This window comes from Hymenobacter properus, assembly GCF_015694735.1.
GTDB classification, from domain to species: domain Bacteria; phylum Bacteroidota; class Bacteroidia; order Cytophagales; family Hymenobacteraceae; genus Hymenobacter; species Hymenobacter properus.
In genome coordinates, this window is sequence record NZ_JADQDP010000001.1 from 655,023 (window position 1) to 671,466 (window position 16,444).

A 16,444-nucleotide genomic window follows, 5' to 3' on the forward strand; every position below is an offset into this window, starting at 1 on the left:
GTACTTCTCCCCACATTCCTTTTAAAACTCATGGCTGCAATCAGCGAAAACAAAGTCGTTACCATCACCTACGACCTCAGCGTGACCGACGAAAACCAGGACAAGGTATTGGTAGAATCGGCCGAAGCCGACTCGCCCATGGTGTTCCTCTTCGGCCACAGCGGCCTGCCCGAGGAGTTTGAGGCCCAGCTCAACGGCAAAAACCCCGGCGACGAGTTCCAGTTCAGCCTCACCCCCGACCAGGCCTACGGCGACTACGACGAGCAGGCGCTGGTTGAAATCCCCAAAGAAGTATTCCTCATCGACGGCAAGCTCGACGACGAGATGCTGCAGCCCGGCAACTTCCTGCCCATGGCCGACAACGAAGGCAACCACATGCAAGCCAAAGTGGTGAGCATCGGTGACTCGGCTGTTAAAATGGATTTCAACCACCCGCTGGCCGGCATGGTGATGCACTTCCACGGTAAAATTCAGGACGTCCGCGATGCCTCGGCCGAGGAGCTGGCTCACGGCCACGTGCACGGCGAAGGCGGCCACCACCACTAATAGCGGATTGGTGGATTGTCATTGCGAGCGAAGCGCGGCAATCCGTCCTGACTACGCCAGACACTTCCTTTTATTAAAAAAGCCCCCGCACTGCGCAGTGCGGGGGCTTTTTGTTTTGCCAAGAACCCAAACTCGCCAATCAAATTAGTTACTGTAGCAATTTAATAAAAGACAATATTTTTAGCATCAAATAAAATCCGCTACTTTCAGGCCTCCACAAATCCTCTCCGTCCCCCAGCACACGATTTATATGGAAGAGCTTCGAAACGAGCTGAATAATGCATCGGTGTCATCCGAAATCACTCCGAAAGTAGTGGGCATCGGCGGCATCTTCTTTTTCAGCGACACCCCGCAGGAAACGCGGGAGTGGTACGCTAAAAACCTGGGTTTTGAGGTGACAGAATGGGGTGCGACGTTTGATTCCCGGAACGTGGAGCGGCCCGAAGAAGTGACGCAACTGCAGTGGAGCCCTTTTAAAACCGGCAGCGACTATTTCGCACCGTCCGCAAAGCCGTTTATGATTAACTACCGGGTGCAGAACATCGAAGGCCTGGTGGAGAAACTGCGCGTCAATGGCGTGACCGTCCTTGATGAAATTGCGAGCTATGACTACGGCAAATTCGTTCACATCATGGACGCCGAAGGCAACAAGGTAGAGCTGTGGGAACCTGCCCGATAATTCCACAATGACATATGAGTGAGCGCCGTCCGTGCGGGGTAGTCTGGCTCAGCCTTCTTACGTTGCTCACGAGTTGGCTGGCAATTGGTTGCAGTCATCTATCCAGGCGCGCGGAGAAAGAAGGCCAGCCAGTCAGCGCTTTGCCAGCGCCCTCTACTCCCGCCCCACGCCCGGCCAAGCCAGGAACAACTTCACTGCCGGAAAAGCCTTTTTCGTCTTATCGCGACACGACCCTGCTATTTGGCAAATACGTGCTTGCGCACGATGATGAGGGCTACGCGTCCGTCTTTTACAAGCCTTATTCCGACAGTGCGTGGGTAGAAATCCCGCAGGTGTACGGCCGCTCCGTGGAGCTTGATACGGCCAATGTAGACCGGCAAGGCGAGCCGGAATTGCTGCTCACCATCGAATACAAACGCTCCGGCAATCCGGACTACGGCATCATTCGCACGCTCCACATTTTGCGCACCGGGCCAATCGTTGATTCGTTGTTGGCCATGCGCGTCGGATGCGCTAACTATCACCACTCCTGGGAAGACGGGGAACTGAACAACTTTGAACAGACGCAACAAGTGACGGCTGGCTACGGGGTTCTCCGTATTGGCCCCGTGCGGACCACGTGCGAGCGCAACCACTCAACCGCGCCGTGCGAGTGTGACGCGCAAGACCTTAGGGAAGCAGGTGGGGCGCCCTTTGCCCGGCCCGGGCATTACTATTGGCAGCACGACCGTTTAGCTTTGGTTAGAGCCCGCTAACAAACTGGCTGCCATCGCCTGCAACTCCGGAAAAAACTCCCAAAAATCCGTTTCGTACGCTTCATAATTAGCCTCCAGCTCCCCCACCGCCGTTTCCATGCCCGAACCGGCCAGGGCCCGGCGGCTCAGGCCGCTGAGGGCGCGGGCGATGCCGGCGGTTTCGGCGTAGCCCAGCAGCCAGTTGTGCTGCACCAAATGGGGGAAGAATTGCTGCACGCGGGGCGGCATTTCGGCTTCACGCGCCTGTAGTACCGCGTAAACGCGCCGAGTAAAATCTGAGAGGGTTTCGGAGGAAAGCTCCGGGAAGTTGCGAGCCAGAAAGTGGTCCAGAAACATGTCGGAAATCACGCCGGCGTACTTGCCGTAGCCGGCTTCGCGCAGGCGCTGGGTGCTGCGCCGCACCACGGGGTGCTGGTCGGTGAAGGTGTCGATGGCGCGGTGCAGGCGGATGCCGGCCTGCACGGCGGGCGGGTACTTTTCGAGCTGGCGCCCGGGCACGGAGTCGGCAATGAACTGGCCCAGCAGCACGTCGGCGTAGGCGGGCGCAGCAGCGGAGCCGGAGAGGAAGAGGTGGGCCAGGAAATTCATTGGCATAGCAACCGGAAAGTCGGCCGTAAGTCTAACCAATTGGAAACAACTGCCGCCCGGGGCCGTAAACCAAGCACTTTCCTATCCTCACCGTTTCCCTTAACACCCCACTCCCATGGCCGACCAAGTTGCCGTAAGCCACGACGTAACCAAACTCGTCGAGAAAATCAAGGACATCAAAATTGCGATGATGACCACCATCGAGAACGGCAATGAGCTGCACTCGCGCCCCATGTATACCTCCCAGCCCGAGCAGGATGGCACGCTGTGGTTTTTCACCGAAAAAGATTCGCAGAAAGTAGACGAGCTACATCAGGACCGCCACGTCAGCCTGGGCTATTCCAAGCCCGACGACAACCTCTACGTGGCCATCACGGGCACGGCCCAGGTGGTGACCGACCAGGCCAAAATCAAAGAGCTGTGGAGCGAAGGTCTGCGCGGCTGGTTCCCCAAAGGCTCCGACGACCCGAACATTGCCCTGCTAAAGGTGACCATCACCAAAGGTGAGTTCTGGGATTCGCCCAACTCCACCCTACTGCGCGCCTACACCTACGCCAAAGCCGTCATTACTGGCGAACGTGACCAGCCCAGCGCTGACCGCCAATCGGTAGTCATTCCCAAGTAGTATCGCGCCAGCCGCGGTTTGCGAAAAGGCCGGAAGCAATTCCGGCCTTTTTTTGTTGATTGAAACCTTAATATGCCGCTCACCACCCTCACTGTTTTCACTTTCCGCCCGGGCCATGCGCGCTGGGCCCTGGCTCAGATGGGCACGGCTCCGCCCCAACTTAAGCGGGTGCCGGGCCTTCGGTTTTTCAAGCTGATGGGCAGCGGGGCCAACAATGGCTTTGGCTTTTGGCCCAACCTGCGGCGCTACGGCTTCATGGCCGTATGGGACGACGCCGCGGCAGCCGAGGCATTTTTTGCTCAGCACCCGCTCTGGGCGGCTTATCAGCAGCGTAGCGCCGAAACCTGGACGGTACACCTCGCGCCCCTCAAGGCCCAAGGCTTGTGGGACGGCCAGGCGCCGTTCCAACCCACCGCAGCCACCAACGAGCCCGGCCCTGTGGCCGTGCTCACGCGCGCCAGCATCCGCTGGCGCAAAACGCCGCGTTTCTGGCAGTTTGTGGAGCCTACCAGTGCGGCGCTGGCCCAGGCCGTGGGCGTGCGGGCAGCCATTGGCCTGGGAGAGTTGCCGCTGGTACGGCAGGCCACGTTCAGCGTGTGGGAATCGGCCCGGGCCATGCAGGAATACGCCTATAAGGACGCACGGCACCGCGAGGTTATCCAGCTCACGCGACGCGAAAAATGGTACGCCGAAGAGCTGTTTGCGCGCTTCCAGGTGCTGAGCAGCACGGGCACCCTCGACGGCGTAGAGCCGCTGGCCGGGTTGCTTTCACCTATTCAATCATCTAGCCGGTAATGCTTCACCCAACCCAGGGCGTTGTTGGTTAGCTCGGGGTGCGCGTCGGGCTGTGTGGCAAGGCCGCCCGATTCTGTAGCAGCTGCGTTGCTGGTGTATAAAGTAAAGCCGGGCGAAGGCCCGGCCGTGGCTTTAGAACCTGCCAAAGAATGTATAGTAATCTGATTTTGGCCCAGGCCGCCGTAGATGCCCACCCGCACCCCCACGGCCGCATCGGGCGCAATGCGAAATTCATCATCGCCGGCAAGGCCGTACAGGTTCAGCTGCTTGGTGGTTTGCGGGTCGTACACGCGTTCCAGTATCAGGCTGTCTGCTTGGTTTTTCCGGATGGCCAGCAGCTGCACCCGCAGGCGGCCCGGCCCTGCGCCGCTCAGCACAAACCGCTCGGCGTGGTCGGTGCCCACCACCCAGGCCTCGGTGCTTAGAATTTCGAAGTACCGCTGCGCTACCGCCGCCAGCTGGGCCCGGCGGGCACGCAGCAACGGCGCCAGTTCTGCGGCAATAACGGCCCGGGTTTCGGCCGGGCCGGCTTTGAGTGCCTCGTCAATCACTGCATCGCTAAGGCGTTTTTGCAACGAATCGGCTTCGGCGCGAAAATCAGCGGAACTGAGGGGGCTCAGCAGGGTGCGGTCGAGGTTGCGGGCGGTGATGGTGAGGGCGTCCACATTGCTCAGCCGCATGGTGGTGTGGAAGCTCTGAAACTTAGTCAGAAACCACGACAGCACCCGCGTCAGCACCCCGTCATCGAACCGAAAAAACGCCTGGTCCCGGTCGCGCGGAATGGGCCGAAAACGGGTGCCACCGGGCCCGGGGAAGCTGGCCCAGCGCCACTGGTCTTCGCGCCGGCTCCAGTCGCCCAGCCACATATCAAGCAGGCGAGCCCGCAAAAAAGCGTGTGGGTCGACGCTGGCATTCGGCCGTTTTCGCAGCACCGTGAGCAAGTGTCGGCTGTTATAGATGGCCGGCGAGAAGCCGAAGCTGTGGGCGTGCCGCTGGTCGCCCTCAGGGCGCTCTTCCAAGAGGTAAAGAGCGTTGGCGTAGCTGGCCCGGAATTGCCCAAGAAAGGGGTCGTCGGGCAGATACACCAGGCGCGGATTGGCGTGGTACACGCCGGCGGCGGCCGCCAAGCGGGCGGCCACGTAGGCACCGTAGGGCAGCGTGGCGCTGGTTTGGTCTTTCATGAGGCCGCGCAGCAGGTTGCGCTTCCAGCCCACGGGCAGGGCCGCGCTCATGTCCTTATCGATGGAGCGCAGCACAAACTGGTAGCCTTTGGTTGTGCGCAGGCGCAGGGTGCGGCTTTGGTAGCTGCCCCCGGCGCGGAGGGGCAGTAGGCTGTCGCGCTCGGCCGAGGCCAGGCGCAGCACCGGCGCCGTCACGGGGGTGTTCCAGATGCCGCGGTAGTGCTGGCCCCAGAAGAACCGCCACACGGCCCCGCGGGCGTACTGCGGCCCGGCCGGCACCCGCACCGAGGTCGAATCGGCATCCCAGTGCACGGCGGCCGGCCGGGCCGGGGCCGGGCTACTACACGCCGTAAGTTGCTGCGCCACAAGGCCCCAGGCCCCGCAAAAAATCCAGGTGCGCAAATTCACAAACCCAAGCATAAACGATGGTAGACAGCGGCGCTGCCCAAAACACAAAGGAGCTGGGCCGTAGCACCTGCTTCGGGTATAGCGCAAAACCGGCGGCTACGGTTGTGCCGCCCGAAGTGTTTTGTGGCGGCTTGGCGGCACAGGGCATGTCCTGCTACCCCGTTGGTACCCGCCGCAAGTGCGCTGCTCCACCGGCGGGCGAAGGCAAGCCACGCCCTGCGCATTCCAAGATGCAACGGCCGACCTTTCGCGCCAGCTTGCGTTAAAGGCCTGTATCCGCCCATCTTTTTGCCTGAATGCTGCACTTGTTTTTTTGTTTGCCTCCGCGGAGCCGGCGCCTGCTGGCCGCGCTGGGGGTGGGGCTCGTGGTCACTACCGGCTGCGCGCGCCGCAACTTCTTTCAGCCCGATGCCCGCGTGGGGCCCGGCAGCGCGGCGGCCCTGCCCGCCTCGGCCGACTCGGTGCTAGCCACGGCCGGCCGCCAGTACAACCGCCACTCGGGTTTCTACTGCTTATTCTGGGGCCGGCACTACCGGCGGGTGTGGGCCGCGCCAGCCACGGTGCCGGTGCTGCGCCTGGCCTCGGCCGCGCCGGGTGGCCTGAAGTTCGACAAAGCCGGCGGTGGCTACCAGAGCATCAGTGCCACCCTGGTGGGCCGCCAGAAGCGCGAGTACGCCCTGCGCGCCCTCGACAAAGACCCGCAAAAAACCCTGCCCAAAGTGCTGCGCCCCACCTTTGTGCTGAGCGTGGTGCGCGACGCCACCTCGGCCGCCATGCCCTACGGCGCCCTCACGGTGCCGCCGCTGGCCCAGGCGGCGGGCGTGCCCCACACCCGCCCCCACCTGGTATATGTGCGGCCCGACGAAACCGGGTTGGGCTCGATGTCGGAGCGGTTTCGGGGCAAGGTGGCGCTGCTGGAAGAGAAGTACGAGGAGCTGGCCTCGGCCACGCCCGACCTAGCCGGCACCACCAATTTTGTGGGCGGCGAGAACGTGCTGAAGAAAATGTACTTCAACCCCGGTCACTACATCGACCAGCCCGCCTTCCTGCGCGCCCGGCTGCTCGATATCTGGCTCGGCGACTGGGACCGGCACGAGCGGCAGTGGGACTGGGCCGAATTCGAGGAGGCCGGCGGCCGGGTGCGCTACCGCAGCATTCCCAAAGACCGTGACCAAGTGTATTTCCGCTTCGACGACGGCCTGGTGCCGTGGCTGGCCTCGCGGCGCTTCATTGCACCGCAGTTCCACACTTTTCACGCGCACTACGGCTACATGCCGGGCCTGGTATTTCAAGCCGAATTTATCGACCAGCACGGGCTGTCGCAGCTCCGGCGGGCCGACTTCCAGCGCATGGCCGCTGACTTGCAAAAGCGCCTGCCCGATTCGCTTATTGCGCGGGCCATGCGCCGCCTGCCGCCCGCCGTGTATGCCCTCGAAGGGCAGCGCCTGGGCAGCCGCCTCCAGGCCCGGCGCGAGGCCCTGGCCCAAGCCGCCGATGCCTTTTACCTGACCCTGGCCCGCAAGCCCAACCTGGGGGGCACCGCCCAGGCCGACCGCTATGTGGTGCACCGCTACCCCGATTCGACCACGGTGCAAATCTTCACCGCCGCGCACCACCTGCCTACCACGGCCGATACGCTGCGCTTCCGGCGCACCTACTTCCACAACGAAACGCACCAGCTGACTCTCGACGGGCTGGGCGGCGACGACGTGTTTGAGGTGCACACCACCGGCGCGGGGCGTGCCCTGCCGCTACGCCTTTATGGCGGCGAGGGCCGCAACCAGCTGCTGCCCGAAGGTAGCGCCGGGCGCCTGCGGTACTACCCGCAGGAATCGTCCAACTTTTCGGCGGTGGAGCGGGGGCAGCCTTACCTCTCGCGCCGGCGCCATACACCCGTCGAGCGGGGAGTCGGCAGCAACACCGACGATAAAAATTAACCAAACCGCGCCAGCGCCGTGGCTTTTTTCGGCCCAGCGCCGTTCAATGCTCAGCTAACTTTTTATTCCGCTTTTGCCCACGCTTCGCTTGCGCACTTCTTTTCATCTGGCGGGCGTTTTGGCCGCGTTGCTCCTGAGCACGGGCTGCGTACGCCGCCAGTTTTTTCAGCCCGATGCCCGGCTCGACGCTTCCCAGCCACTGCCGCTCACGGCCGACAGCGTGCGCGGCGCCACGGCCGGCCGCCAATACGCCCGGCACGGCAGCCTCTATAACGCGCTAGTGGGCCAGCACCACCGCCCCACATGGGCAGTGCCGGTTTCGGCCCCGGTGCTGCGGCTGGGCACAGTGCTGCCCGGCGGCCTGAGCCCCGGCAAAGTGGGCGGTGGCTTTAACAGCACCAGCCTGAACCTAGCCGCCTCCGACGGCCGCAGCTACGTGGTGCGCACCGTCGACAAAGACCCCGTTCGGGCCACGCCACAGGTACTGCGGGGCACGTTTTTGGTGAACGTGCTGCGCGACAACATTTCCTCCACTAACCCTTACGCTGGCCTAGTGGTGCCGCCGCTGGCCGAGGCGGCGGGGGTGCCGCATGCCAACCCCCGCCTGTTCTACGTGCGGGCCGACGACCCGGCTTTTCAAACCGATTCGCTGGTGCACTTCCGGGGCCAGCTGGCTTTCTTGGAGGAAAAAGCGGCCCCGCTCCAGCCGGCGCCGGCAACCGTCGTCAACAGCACCAAGGCCTTTGCAGCGGTTTTTGCCAGCCCCACCCACCGCATCGACCAGCCGGCCCTGCTGCGCGCCCGCCTACTAGATGGATGGATGGGCGACTGGGACCGGCACCCCGGCCAGTGGAGCTGGGCCCTGAGTCGCCCCGGCCGCGGCGGCCGTGTCACCCTCACTGCCCTGCCCAAGGACCGCGACATGGTGTTCTACCGCCTCGATGACGGGGCACTGGGCTGGCTGGTGGGCCACTTGTTTCTGCGCCATTGGGTCACGTTTGCGCCGCGCTACAAGCACCCAGCCGGCCTGATGAGTTCCGGCCACTACCTCGACCAACGCGGGCTCAATGAGCTCAATCGAAACCAGTTCCGGTCTGCCGCCCAAGACTTGCAGCGCCGCCTGCCCGATTCGCTCATCACCCGGGCCCTGCACCAGCTGCCTCCCACCGCTTTTGCCCTCGAAGGCCCGCGCCTCGGCGCCGCGCTGCAAGCCCGGCGGAATAAGCTACCCGCGCTGGCCGATGACTTTTACCTACTGCTGGCCAAGCGCCCGTGCATAGGCGGCACGGCCCAAGCCGAGCGGTTTCTCATCCAGCGCTACGCCGATTCCACGGTGGTATCCGTGCAGCTCGTATCAGCCTCGGCTGCCGCGGCGCCCTTGTACCGCCGCGCCTTCCTGCCTGCCGAAACGCGCCGCATTGACCTGGAAGCGCTGGCCGGCGATGACGTGGTTATTGTTGAAAACCATGCTGTACGTGGCGTTAGTAAGCCCCAAATTCGCGTTTACGGCGGTACAGGCCAGGACGACTTGAAGGCTGCCAACGGCCATCACGGAATCCGCTTCATCCAGGAAAGCGCCCCAGCAAAGCGGGCATATGACAAGCCGCCGGAGGAATAAGGAAAAGTGCGGAGCCCGGCGAGGTTGTAGCGTGGACGCTGCGAGTCCGCGCCGGGGCGAACATCTGCCCATGCGCGGACTCGCAGCGTCCACGCTACAGCTTCGCTACGCCTGCTCCAGCATTTTCAGCACCAGCCGCTCCACGGGCGACAGCAGGTCCCCGGCCTTAGCTTCGGCGTCGTGCTTGCGCAGGTATTCGATGAGCTGGCCCGACTTGAACAGCTCCACCACTTGGGGGTGAATGTAGTATTTCGAGCACACCGTGGGCGTGTTGCCCAGGCCAGTGGCGACTTCCTTAACTGCCTTCTTCACCACTTTTTCGGGGGCTAGGTCGGGCTCCCCTTGCAGTACCGCTTCAAGGCACTCCACCATTTTCACAGTGCCGCCCCAGGTACGGAAGTCTTTGGCTGAGAGCTGGAGGCCGGTGTGGCGGTGCAGGTACTCGTTAACGTCGCCCGATTCGAGGGCGTGGCGCTGGCCGTCGGCCGTGTAGTACTGAAACAGGTGCTGGCCGGGAATCTCTTTGCACTTGCGCACCAGCCGGGCCAGGCGGGCGTCGTGCAGGGTCACGTCGTGGGCCACGCCTTTCTTGCCCACGAAGTTGAATCGCACGTCGGCCCCATCAATAGCTACGTGCTTGTCTTGCAAGGTACTCAGGCCGTAGCTGGGCTTGGTTTTGCCGTTTTTCTTGGCGTATTCCTTGCTGCCCACGCGGATAAACGATTGGTCCATGAGCGTGAGCACGAGGGCCACCACTTTCTCGCGGTCGAGGTCGGGGCGCTTCAGGTCTTTGCGAAGCTGCTCGCGCAGGGGGGCCAGCTTTTCGCCGAAGGTGCGCAGCCGCGAAAACTTGGTGAGGCTGCGCATCTCGTCCCAGGCCGGGTGGTAGCGGTACTGTTTTCGGCCGAGCGTGTCGTGGCCCGTCACCTGCAAGTGAGTGTTGGCTGAGGGCGAAATCCAAACGTCCGTCCAGGCCGGCGGAATCACGAAGCTGCTGATGCGGGTCAGCGTTTTATCATCGGTTATTTTTTCGCCTTTTGCGTCATAATACGCAAAATGGCCTGCCCGTGTAGGCTTGCGGCTGATGCCCTTGCCCTGGTCGGTGGCATAGCGCAGGCCCGCCATCTCGGCCTGGCGGGCGGGGTCTTTGTACACAATGTGGGCCTCTTCCTGCGGGAGAAGCTTTTTCTTACGGGTTTTGGGATGAGCAGCAGTGGCGGTGGACATAGAACTGAGAACAGAACGGGAATTCAAGGTTGAGCTTCTACGCAAAAGGAGGCTGAGCGGCTGGCTGTAGCGTGGACACTGCGAGTCCGCGCCTGGTAGAACGTTCCGGCATGCGCGGACTCGCAGAGTCCACGCTACAGCCGCTCGGCCGTAGGTTTGCCCCATGAAGTTGCCCAAAGCCCTGTCCAACATTTCGGAATGGACTGACCACCTGTTCACCCGTTTCTCAGCCCGACGCGGCTGGCTGCGTCCCTTGCAAATCGACGCCTACCGCAGCTACGGCACCGCCCAAAAGTTCTACATCAAAGGCCGCCTGTTGGCCGACCCTGGTCTGACGGCCGCCACGGCCACCGATACCCGCTGGCAAAACTTCCGCAGCATGGTGCGCCGCTTCAATAGCCGCGAAGTGGCCGGGGCCGACCTCGTGGCCGAGCTGCCCGACGGCAGCCAGCACCTCGTGAGCACCGACGACGAGGGCTACTTCACCCTCGTCATCGAGCCGCAGGCCCTGCCCGCGCCCGTCAACTTCCTCTGGTACCCCGTGCCGGTGCGGGTGGCCCGGCTGCCCTCTTTCCTCACCTTGCCCGCGAAGGCCATTGCCACGGCCGCCCACGTGCTGGTGCCTCCCCCCGGCGCCGAATTCGGCGTGATTTCCGACCTCGACGACACGGTGTTCGAAACCAGCGCTACCAACATTGTCAAGATGCTGGGCCGCGTGCTCTTCAGCAACGCCCAATCGAAACAGCCCTTCGCGGGCGTGGCCGAGTTCTACCGCCAGCTCCAGCGCGGCGGCACCGGCCGCCCCGACAACCCGTTCTTCTACGTGAGCAGCAGCCCCTGGAACCTCTACGACCTGCTGGCCGAGTTTCTGAAGCTGCACGACATTCCCTCCGGCCCCCTCCTGCTGCGCGACCTCAGCATTGCCCGCCCCAAGGCCCCCGTGCCGGCCGGCGTCACGGGCTCGGCCGCCATTCACTTCGCCCACAAGCTCCACGAAATCGACGACATTCTCACCACCTACCCCGCGCTGCCTTTCGTGCTATGCGGCGACAGCGGCCAGGAAGACGCCCGCATCTACCGCGAGGTGGTGCGCCGCCACCCCGGCCGCATCAAAGCCATTTACATCCGCGATGTGCAGATTCCCGAGCGGGCCGCGCTTGTCGGCCCCATCATCGAGGAGTTGGGCCGCGTAAACGTACCCATGGTGCTGGAAACGGACTATGCTGCGGCAGCTGCGCACGCGGCGGGCCTGGGGCTAGTGGGGTAGAAACGCGAAAACAAGAGAGCCCGCGACACCTCACCAACGACATTGCTGCCTTTGTCACTTTTGTAACTACTGTTATCAGCCGGCGAGCGGTGCAGTGGTACCTGCTATTAAATATAGAATAAGCCTGCTCTGGTTTGGAGCAGGCTTTTTGCTTTTAGAATGATACCTCTCCTACCCGGCCGCACGTGGCTCGCCCAGCTCTACTAGCAGGCTGGGGCCAAACGAGTCGAGCAGCCAAGTATAAAGCGGCCACCGGCGCGGGTCGACTACTTCCTGCTGATGTGGGCCAGGCCGAGCGTAGCCTTTTCGGAGCATAGCCGCCGCGCGGCGCTGAGGCTGGAGCCCTGGTACCAATGATGACGCCTTCTTTGGTAGTAGCCAGCCCGGCTGGAAAAGCCTGGAGCGGTGAAGCGTCACTTGAAATCTGTTTCATCGCCACATGCCGAGCCTGACGCCTAAAAACGGGTAGAATTACCCACAAAATCAGGTAAATCTACGTGGCTGGCCGCGGGGCAGCATCCGCTTCCTTTGCGGTGCTATGGTAGCGCTTGCGCTGGTTCTTAACCCGCCGGGCGCAAATCGAAAACACGGTTTTCCGGCCACTCCGGTCAGTCTCGTTCCCGTGTCAATCGGTGCATTAGCAGGCCTTTTTCGCAAATCTTCCAACCACAACCCCTTCATCTCTTTCGCCATGCAGCAAGCCAACGACTCTAGCCAACCCATCGACTTTCTGTTGAGGTCTTTCAATGCCCTCGACCCGCGCGTGGCCGAAGACCCCACCCAGATTCTTTACAACCTCCTCGATTCGCGACGCAGCCCCCTCACGCCCGACCAGGTAATTAGCTCCACTTCCTCCAACGGCTTTCATCATCAGTTCAGCCAGGAAGAGTCGTCGCAGAGCTCCTATACCAAAACCGCCCTTTCGCTGGGCATTGAGGGCAGCTACGGTGTCTACAGCGGCTCGGTCGCGGTCGACTACGAAAAGGAAACGGACACGACCTCCAAAACCACTTACTCCAACTATACGTCCGACCTCACCAGCGGCACGCTGCTGTTTTCCCAAAGCGACGACCCCACCGCAATTGCCGCCAATATCAACACCGCGGCGGTAGATGCGCTCAACGCCATCCGAACCTTGGCCGATGCCGAGGCCTTCACCAAAACCCACGGCACTCACGTGGTGCTGGGAGTCATTTTAGGCGGCACGTTGTCCATCGTCATTCAAAGTAGCGCCAGCACATTCGCCCAAAAGGAGACCTTATCCAGTGAAATTAAGGCCAATTACGATGGCATTGGCAGCATGTCGGCCGTGGCCAAAGCGGCCCACGACTCTAAAGTTGCCGCCGGTTCCAGTTCCCTCAAGCAAGAACTCAAGGCGTTGGGCGGCACTGTCAGCGCCCTGGCCGGCCTCGATTTAGCCGACGAAGCTTCCATCAAAGCCTGGCTGGCTACCTGCGACGCGTCCTCGGTACGGGCCCTCTACAAATCCACCGAATGGTGGCGGCTGGCCAGCAACGCCACGGCCAGCGCCGTCCTCAAGCACTACCTCGACCTGTGCCTACTGAAGCACAGCCTCGAAAATCCAGTTGTCTTTTCCAGCTACGGCCCGCTCACGGCCTACCAATACAACACCGTGACGGCCACCGTCGACGCCGGCTACAAGATTATCGGCGGCGGAGCCTGGCTCGACCCCAGCGGCCCCGACTTCCTCACCGCCTGCTTTCCGACCCTGGATTCCGCCCAGGCCGTTAATGGCTGGCAAACCGTGTCGCACGACTGCATGATTCCCTCGCCGGGCGGGGCCGCCCTTGTGGCCTACGCACTGGGCGTGCACGACCCGGCCAACTTGTTGAAAATCGTTTGCACCTCTGCCCAGGGAAGCAACCCCACCATCGGCGCCGACTCGGCCACTGCGCAGGTGGCCGACGGCTGCCTGCTCACAGGCGGCGGCATCGAAACCGGCAGCGGCCAGCAGTACGCGCGGTTCGTGACGGGCAGCTTCCCCAGCGCCGTGGGCGGAAGCGACTACAACGCCTGGGTGGCCCGGGGCCACGACTACGCCAACGCCTCAGCGGCTACCCTCCAGGCCTGGGCCGTGGGCATAAAGGCCCCCGGCGCCCCCGAAATAGCCATCAGCAAAATCGTGGTCAAAAACAATGGCGGGCTGCAAAGCCACGGCACCAGCTTCGCGGGCCTGGGCACCGGCCAGAAAGTGGCCGGTGGCGGCACCGAGTTGGAGCAGGCCGGCAGCCAGTCGCCCGACAGCCTGCAAAACCTGCTGCACGCTTCCTTCCCCACCAATCAGCAAGGCGTGTTTGGCTGGCAGGAATTCGACGGCGACCTGAATGGCGTGGTTGATAAGGTAGTGGCCACGGCCTACGCCTTCACCCTGAGAGTGAGCAGTACCGTGGCCGGCGTCACCTTCCAGCCCTACGCCGTGCAGCTCATGAAGAAAGTGCTGGCCGAAGCCTGATGCTTGAAAACTCCATCGGTGGGTTACTGAAAAGCCCGGTCAGCTCAAGATGCTGGCCGGGCTTTTCTATTCGTAGCGGGCCATCAGGCCCCGCAGTACGCAACGCCTACTGTGCACTGTTGGTATGGTCGGCTACCACTTTCCACTGTCCGTCAAACTGCCGCAGCACCAGCAGAAAGTACCCGCCCACGTCGCCCGCGGCGGGCCGAGCCAGGTGCCAGCGGCCCACCACCTGCGCGGCCGTGGGCGCCAGCAGTGTAACCTGCAGTCCTGAGAAAGCCAACTGGCCCATGGCGGCCGCATCGGGGTAGCCCTTGCGGTAATTATCCAGCGTTGGCTGCCAGCCATAAGTCGGCCCCTTCCGCCCGATAAACACCAGCGAGTCTGACTTCCAGTAGCCCTCCATAAATCCGGGAATGTCGCCCCGGTTCCAGGCCGCCGTCTGCGTCGTGAGCAGCTGCACGATGGCCCGTCGCGCGGCGGCCGGGGCGGCGGCGGTAGCGGCGGGGCGCATGGCGGTGCAGCCGACCAAACCTACACCGCTGAATAGTAGCAGTTGAAGAATGTATTTGTGCTTCATGCCAACAAAAGAACGTCATGCTGCGCGCAGTCGAAGCATCCCTCCTGCTTCTACTGCGCCGATTGAGTTAGTTATGCGGTAGAGATGCTTCGGCTGCGCGCAGCATGACGTTCCTTTTTCCCTATTGCTTATCCCTTACTCCCTATTCCCTACTTCAATATCTCCGCCACAAACTGCGTCCCGCCCAGCCGCTTCATGTTGCGCAGCACCCGCAGCTGCTTGGCCCGCGCCACTGGCCCGGGGTTGGAGGCACGGAAGCGCAGCGGGTTGGGCAGCACGCCGGCCAGCAGCGCGGCCTCAGCTGGGCTCACCTGGCTGGCGTGCTTGCCGAAGTAGCGCAAGCTGGCCGCCTCTACCCCAAAGGTGCAGTCGCCCATCTCGGCCACGCTCAGGTACATCTCCATGATGCGCCGCTTGTTCCACAAAAACTCAATCAGCACCGTGAAGTAGGCTTCGGCGGCCTTGCGCACGTAGCTCCGTCCCTGCCACAGAAACACGTTTTTGGCCACCTGCTGCGAGATGGTGCTGCCGCCTACCACGGGCTTGCCCTCGGCGCGGTTCCAGTTGCGCTTGGCGGCCTTGGTGAGGGCATCGAAATCGAAGCCGTGGTGGATGAGGAAGCGCTGGTCCTCGGCCGCCACCAGGGCCAGCGGTACCGAGGGCGCCACTTCGTCCAGGGTTCGGAACTGGTAGTTGATGTGGCGCGGGTCGGGCTGAATGCCGTAGTAGCCCAGCCCCACCGGCGCGTGCGCGCGTCGGTCGAGCATCAGCCAGGTCGCGGGCGGAGCCACCCAGCGGTACATCAGCACCCAGGCCACCGAGGTCAGAAATAGCGCCGCCACCACTTGCAGCAACAGGCGCCCGGCTTGCTTGAGCAATATCGAAAAATCAGGAATCAGGGGGGTGGGTTTGGCCGATGACATTGGAGCAAAAGTAGCGTGGCGCGCCGGGTTTCGGCTTTCCCGCCTACCTTGCCGCCCTTTCGGCTTGGGGCCACCCACTCACCCAAACCCAAAGGCCGGGCTTTGCTGTTACCTGCTTGCCCCATTGCCCGCTTCCGCCCCTCGCCCCCACCTTCCCTGCACCCATGGCCCGCCTGCTGCCCTTGTTTCCGCTCAATCTGGTGGTTTTTCCGGGCGAAAAGCTGAACCTGCACATCTTCGAGCCGCGCTACCGCCAGCTCGTGCGCGAATGCATTGAGCAGAATACCACCTTCGGCATTCCGCCCTACCTCGACAATTCCCTCAGCGAGCTGGGCACCGAAATGCGCCTCATCAGCGTGGAGCAAACCTATGCCAGCGGCGAGCTCGACATCCGTACCCGGGCCGTGGGCGTGTTCCGCATCAACAAGTTCTACCGCCAGGCCCCCGGCAAGCTCTACGCCGGCGGCCTCGTCGAAGACGTGGTGCAGGACGACGTGGCCGACCCCGTGCTACGCGACATCATCACCCGCCAGGTGCGCCAGCTCTACGAGGCGCTGGGCTTGCGCAAGCTGCTGCTGGAACTGGCCCCCGACTACTGCATCTTCGACGTGGCCCACCACATCGGCTTCAGCACCGACCAGGAATACCAGCTGCTGGCCACCACCAGCGAGCAGGAGCGCCAGGAGATGGTGCGCGAACACCTCGACACCATCCTGCCCGTCGTTCTCGAAACCGAGCGCCTCAAGGACCGGGTGCGCTTGAACGGCCACTTTAAAAACCTGACGCCACCTAATTTTTAGTAGTCTGTCGCCACATACACGCCTGTCATTGCGAGGCCGCAG

General features: G+C 62.8%; 15 protein-coding genes. 10 read left to right on the forward strand and 5 right to left on the reverse strand.

Going from position 1 to position 16,444, the window contains the following annotated elements:
- The first annotated feature begins 30 nt into the window (after positions 1–30).
- The 3 genes from I2I01_RS02855 (at position 31) to I2I01_RS02865 (ending at position 1,980) form a co-directional block, all read left to right on the forward strand.
- Positions 31–546: an FKBP-type peptidyl-prolyl cis-trans isomerase gene (locus I2I01_RS02855; protein WP_196284901.1), complete on the forward strand. Its 516-nt coding sequence runs from the start codon at positions 31–33 to the stop codon at positions 544–546.
- A gap of 250 nt (positions 547–796) precedes the next feature.
- Positions 797–1,225 carry a VOC family protein gene (locus tag I2I01_RS02860; protein ID WP_196284902.1) on the forward strand — a complete coding sequence of 143 codons (429 nt, stop codon included), beginning with the start codon at positions 797–799 and terminating at the stop codon, positions 1,223–1,225.
- A gap of 14 nt (positions 1,226–1,239) precedes the next feature.
- Positions 1,240–1,980: a hypothetical protein gene (locus I2I01_RS02865; protein WP_196284903.1), complete on the forward strand. Its 741-nt coding sequence runs from the start codon at positions 1,240–1,242 to the stop codon at positions 1,978–1,980.
- Here the strand turns inward: I2I01_RS02865 and I2I01_RS02870 are convergent.
- Complete coding sequence (locus I2I01_RS02870; RefSeq protein ID WP_211537785.1) at positions 1,957–2,574, reverse strand: acyl carrier protein phosphodiesterase; 618 nt, start codon at positions 2,572–2,574, stop codon at positions 1,957–1,959. The two genes, I2I01_RS02865 and I2I01_RS02870, sit on opposite strands and share 24 nt — an antisense overlap.
- 109 nt (positions 2,575–2,683) lie before the next feature.
- Here I2I01_RS02870 and I2I01_RS02875 point away from each other — a divergent pair, with 109 nt between their 5' ends.
- The gene (locus I2I01_RS02875; protein WP_196284904.1) at positions 2,684–3,193 is read left to right on the forward strand and encodes a pyridoxamine 5'-phosphate oxidase family protein; all 510 of its coding nucleotides are present in this window, start codon (positions 2,684–2,686) and stop codon (positions 3,191–3,193) included.
- 72 nt (positions 3,194–3,265) lie between these two features.
- Positions 3,266–3,988 (forward strand): spheroidene monooxygenase, encoded by a 723-nt coding sequence (locus I2I01_RS02880; protein WP_196284905.1) that lies wholly within the window; start codon positions 3,266–3,268, stop codon positions 3,986–3,988.
- On the opposite strand, the gene I2I01_RS02885 is transcribed toward I2I01_RS02880, so the two are convergent.
- The gene (locus tag I2I01_RS02885) at positions 3,970–5,577 is read right to left on the reverse strand and encodes a hypothetical protein (protein ID WP_196284906.1); all 1,608 of its coding nucleotides are present in this window, start codon (positions 5,575–5,577) and stop codon (positions 3,970–3,972) included. The two genes, I2I01_RS02880 and I2I01_RS02885, sit on opposite strands and share 19 nt — an antisense overlap.
- A gap of 317 nt (positions 5,578–5,894) precedes the next feature.
- Here I2I01_RS02885 and I2I01_RS02890 point away from each other — a divergent pair, with 317 nt between their 5' ends.
- Together I2I01_RS02890 and I2I01_RS02895 are read left to right on the forward strand one after the other, a co-directional pair.
- A complete protein-coding gene (locus tag I2I01_RS02890) occupies positions 5,895–7,514 on the forward strand; it encodes a hypothetical protein (RefSeq protein ID WP_196284907.1) in 1,620 nt (539 codons plus the stop codon).
- 73 nt (positions 7,515–7,587) lie between these two features.
- A complete protein-coding gene (locus I2I01_RS02895; protein ID WP_196284908.1) occupies positions 7,588–9,132 on the forward strand; it encodes a hypothetical protein in 1,545 nt (514 codons plus the stop codon).
- 105 nt (positions 9,133–9,237) lie between these two features.
- Here I2I01_RS02895 and I2I01_RS02900 read toward each other — a convergent pair whose 3' ends face one another.
- Positions 9,238–10,359, reverse strand: a complete 1,122-nt coding sequence (locus I2I01_RS02900) for a DNA topoisomerase IB (RefSeq protein ID WP_196284909.1) — start codon at positions 10,357–10,359, stop codon at positions 9,238–9,240.
- A 163-nt stretch (positions 10,360–10,522) separates the two neighbouring features.
- Between I2I01_RS02900 and I2I01_RS02905 the strand changes: the two genes are divergently transcribed.
- On the forward strand, positions 10,523–11,626 hold the full coding sequence (locus I2I01_RS02905; protein ID WP_196284910.1) for an App1 family protein: 1,104 nt from the start codon (positions 10,523–10,525) through the stop codon (positions 11,624–11,626).
- Between the two features lie 691 nt (positions 11,627–12,317).
- Complete coding sequence (locus I2I01_RS02910) at positions 12,318–14,099, forward strand: MAC/perforin domain-containing protein (protein ID WP_196284911.1); 1,782 nt, start codon at positions 12,318–12,320, stop codon at positions 14,097–14,099.
- 106 nt (positions 14,100–14,205) lie between these two features.
- Here I2I01_RS02910 and I2I01_RS02915 read toward each other — a convergent pair whose 3' ends face one another.
- Together I2I01_RS02915 and mtgA are read right to left on the reverse strand one after the other, a co-directional pair.
- Positions 14,206–14,679, reverse strand: coding sequence for a YybH family protein (locus I2I01_RS02915; RefSeq protein WP_196284912.1), 474 nt, complete (start codon positions 14,677–14,679; stop codon positions 14,206–14,208).
- Between the two features lie 149 nt (positions 14,680–14,828).
- Entirely contained in the window at positions 14,829–15,602 is a 774-nt protein-coding gene (gene mtgA, locus I2I01_RS02920) for a monofunctional biosynthetic peptidoglycan transglycosylase (RefSeq protein ID WP_211537787.1), read from the reverse strand.
- A 164-nt stretch (positions 15,603–15,766) separates the two neighbouring features.
- Here mtgA and I2I01_RS02925 point away from each other — a divergent pair, with 164 nt between their 5' ends.
- On the forward strand, positions 15,767–16,402 hold the full coding sequence (locus I2I01_RS02925; protein ID WP_196284913.1) for an LON peptidase substrate-binding domain-containing protein: 636 nt from the start codon (positions 15,767–15,769) through the stop codon (positions 16,400–16,402).
- Positions 16,403–16,444 lie beyond the last annotated feature (42 nt).

Coding starts and splice junctions, on each gene's coding strand:
- I2I01_RS02855 (WP_196284901.1), top strand. CDS start 31: ATGGCTGCAATCAGCGAAAACAAAGTCGTTACCATCACCTACGACCTC.
- I2I01_RS02860 (WP_196284902.1), top strand. CDS start 797: ATGGAAGAGCTTCGAAACGAGCTGAATAATGCATCGGTGTCATCCGAA.
- I2I01_RS02865 (WP_196284903.1), top strand. CDS start 1,240: ATGAGTGAGCGCCGTCCGTGCGGGGTAGTCTGGCTCAGCCTTCTTACG.
- I2I01_RS02870 (WP_211537785.1), bottom strand. CDS start 2,574: ATGCCAATGAATTTCCTGGCCCACCTCTTCCTCTCCGGCTCCGCTGCT.
- I2I01_RS02875 (WP_196284904.1), top strand. CDS start 2,684: ATGGCCGACCAAGTTGCCGTAAGCCACGACGTAACCAAACTCGTCGAG.
- I2I01_RS02880 (WP_196284905.1), top strand. CDS start 3,266: ATGCCGCTCACCACCCTCACTGTTTTCACTTTCCGCCCGGGCCATGCG.
- I2I01_RS02900 (WP_196284909.1), bottom strand. CDS start 10,359: ATGTCCACCGCCACTGCTGCTCATCCCAAAACCCGTAAGAAAAAGCTT.
- I2I01_RS02905 (WP_196284910.1), top strand. CDS start 10,523: ATGAAGTTGCCCAAAGCCCTGTCCAACATTTCGGAATGGACTGACCAC.
- I2I01_RS02910 (WP_196284911.1), top strand. CDS start 12,318: ATGCAGCAAGCCAACGACTCTAGCCAACCCATCGACTTTCTGTTGAGG.
- I2I01_RS02915 (WP_196284912.1), bottom strand. CDS start 14,679: ATGAAGCACAAATACATTCTTCAACTGCTACTATTCAGCGGTGTAGGT.
- mtgA (WP_211537787.1), bottom strand. CDS start 15,602: ATGTCATCGGCCAAACCCACCCCCCTGATTCCTGATTTTTCGATATTG.
- I2I01_RS02925 (WP_196284913.1), top strand. CDS start 15,767: ATGGCCCGCCTGCTGCCCTTGTTTCCGCTCAATCTGGTGGTTTTTCCG.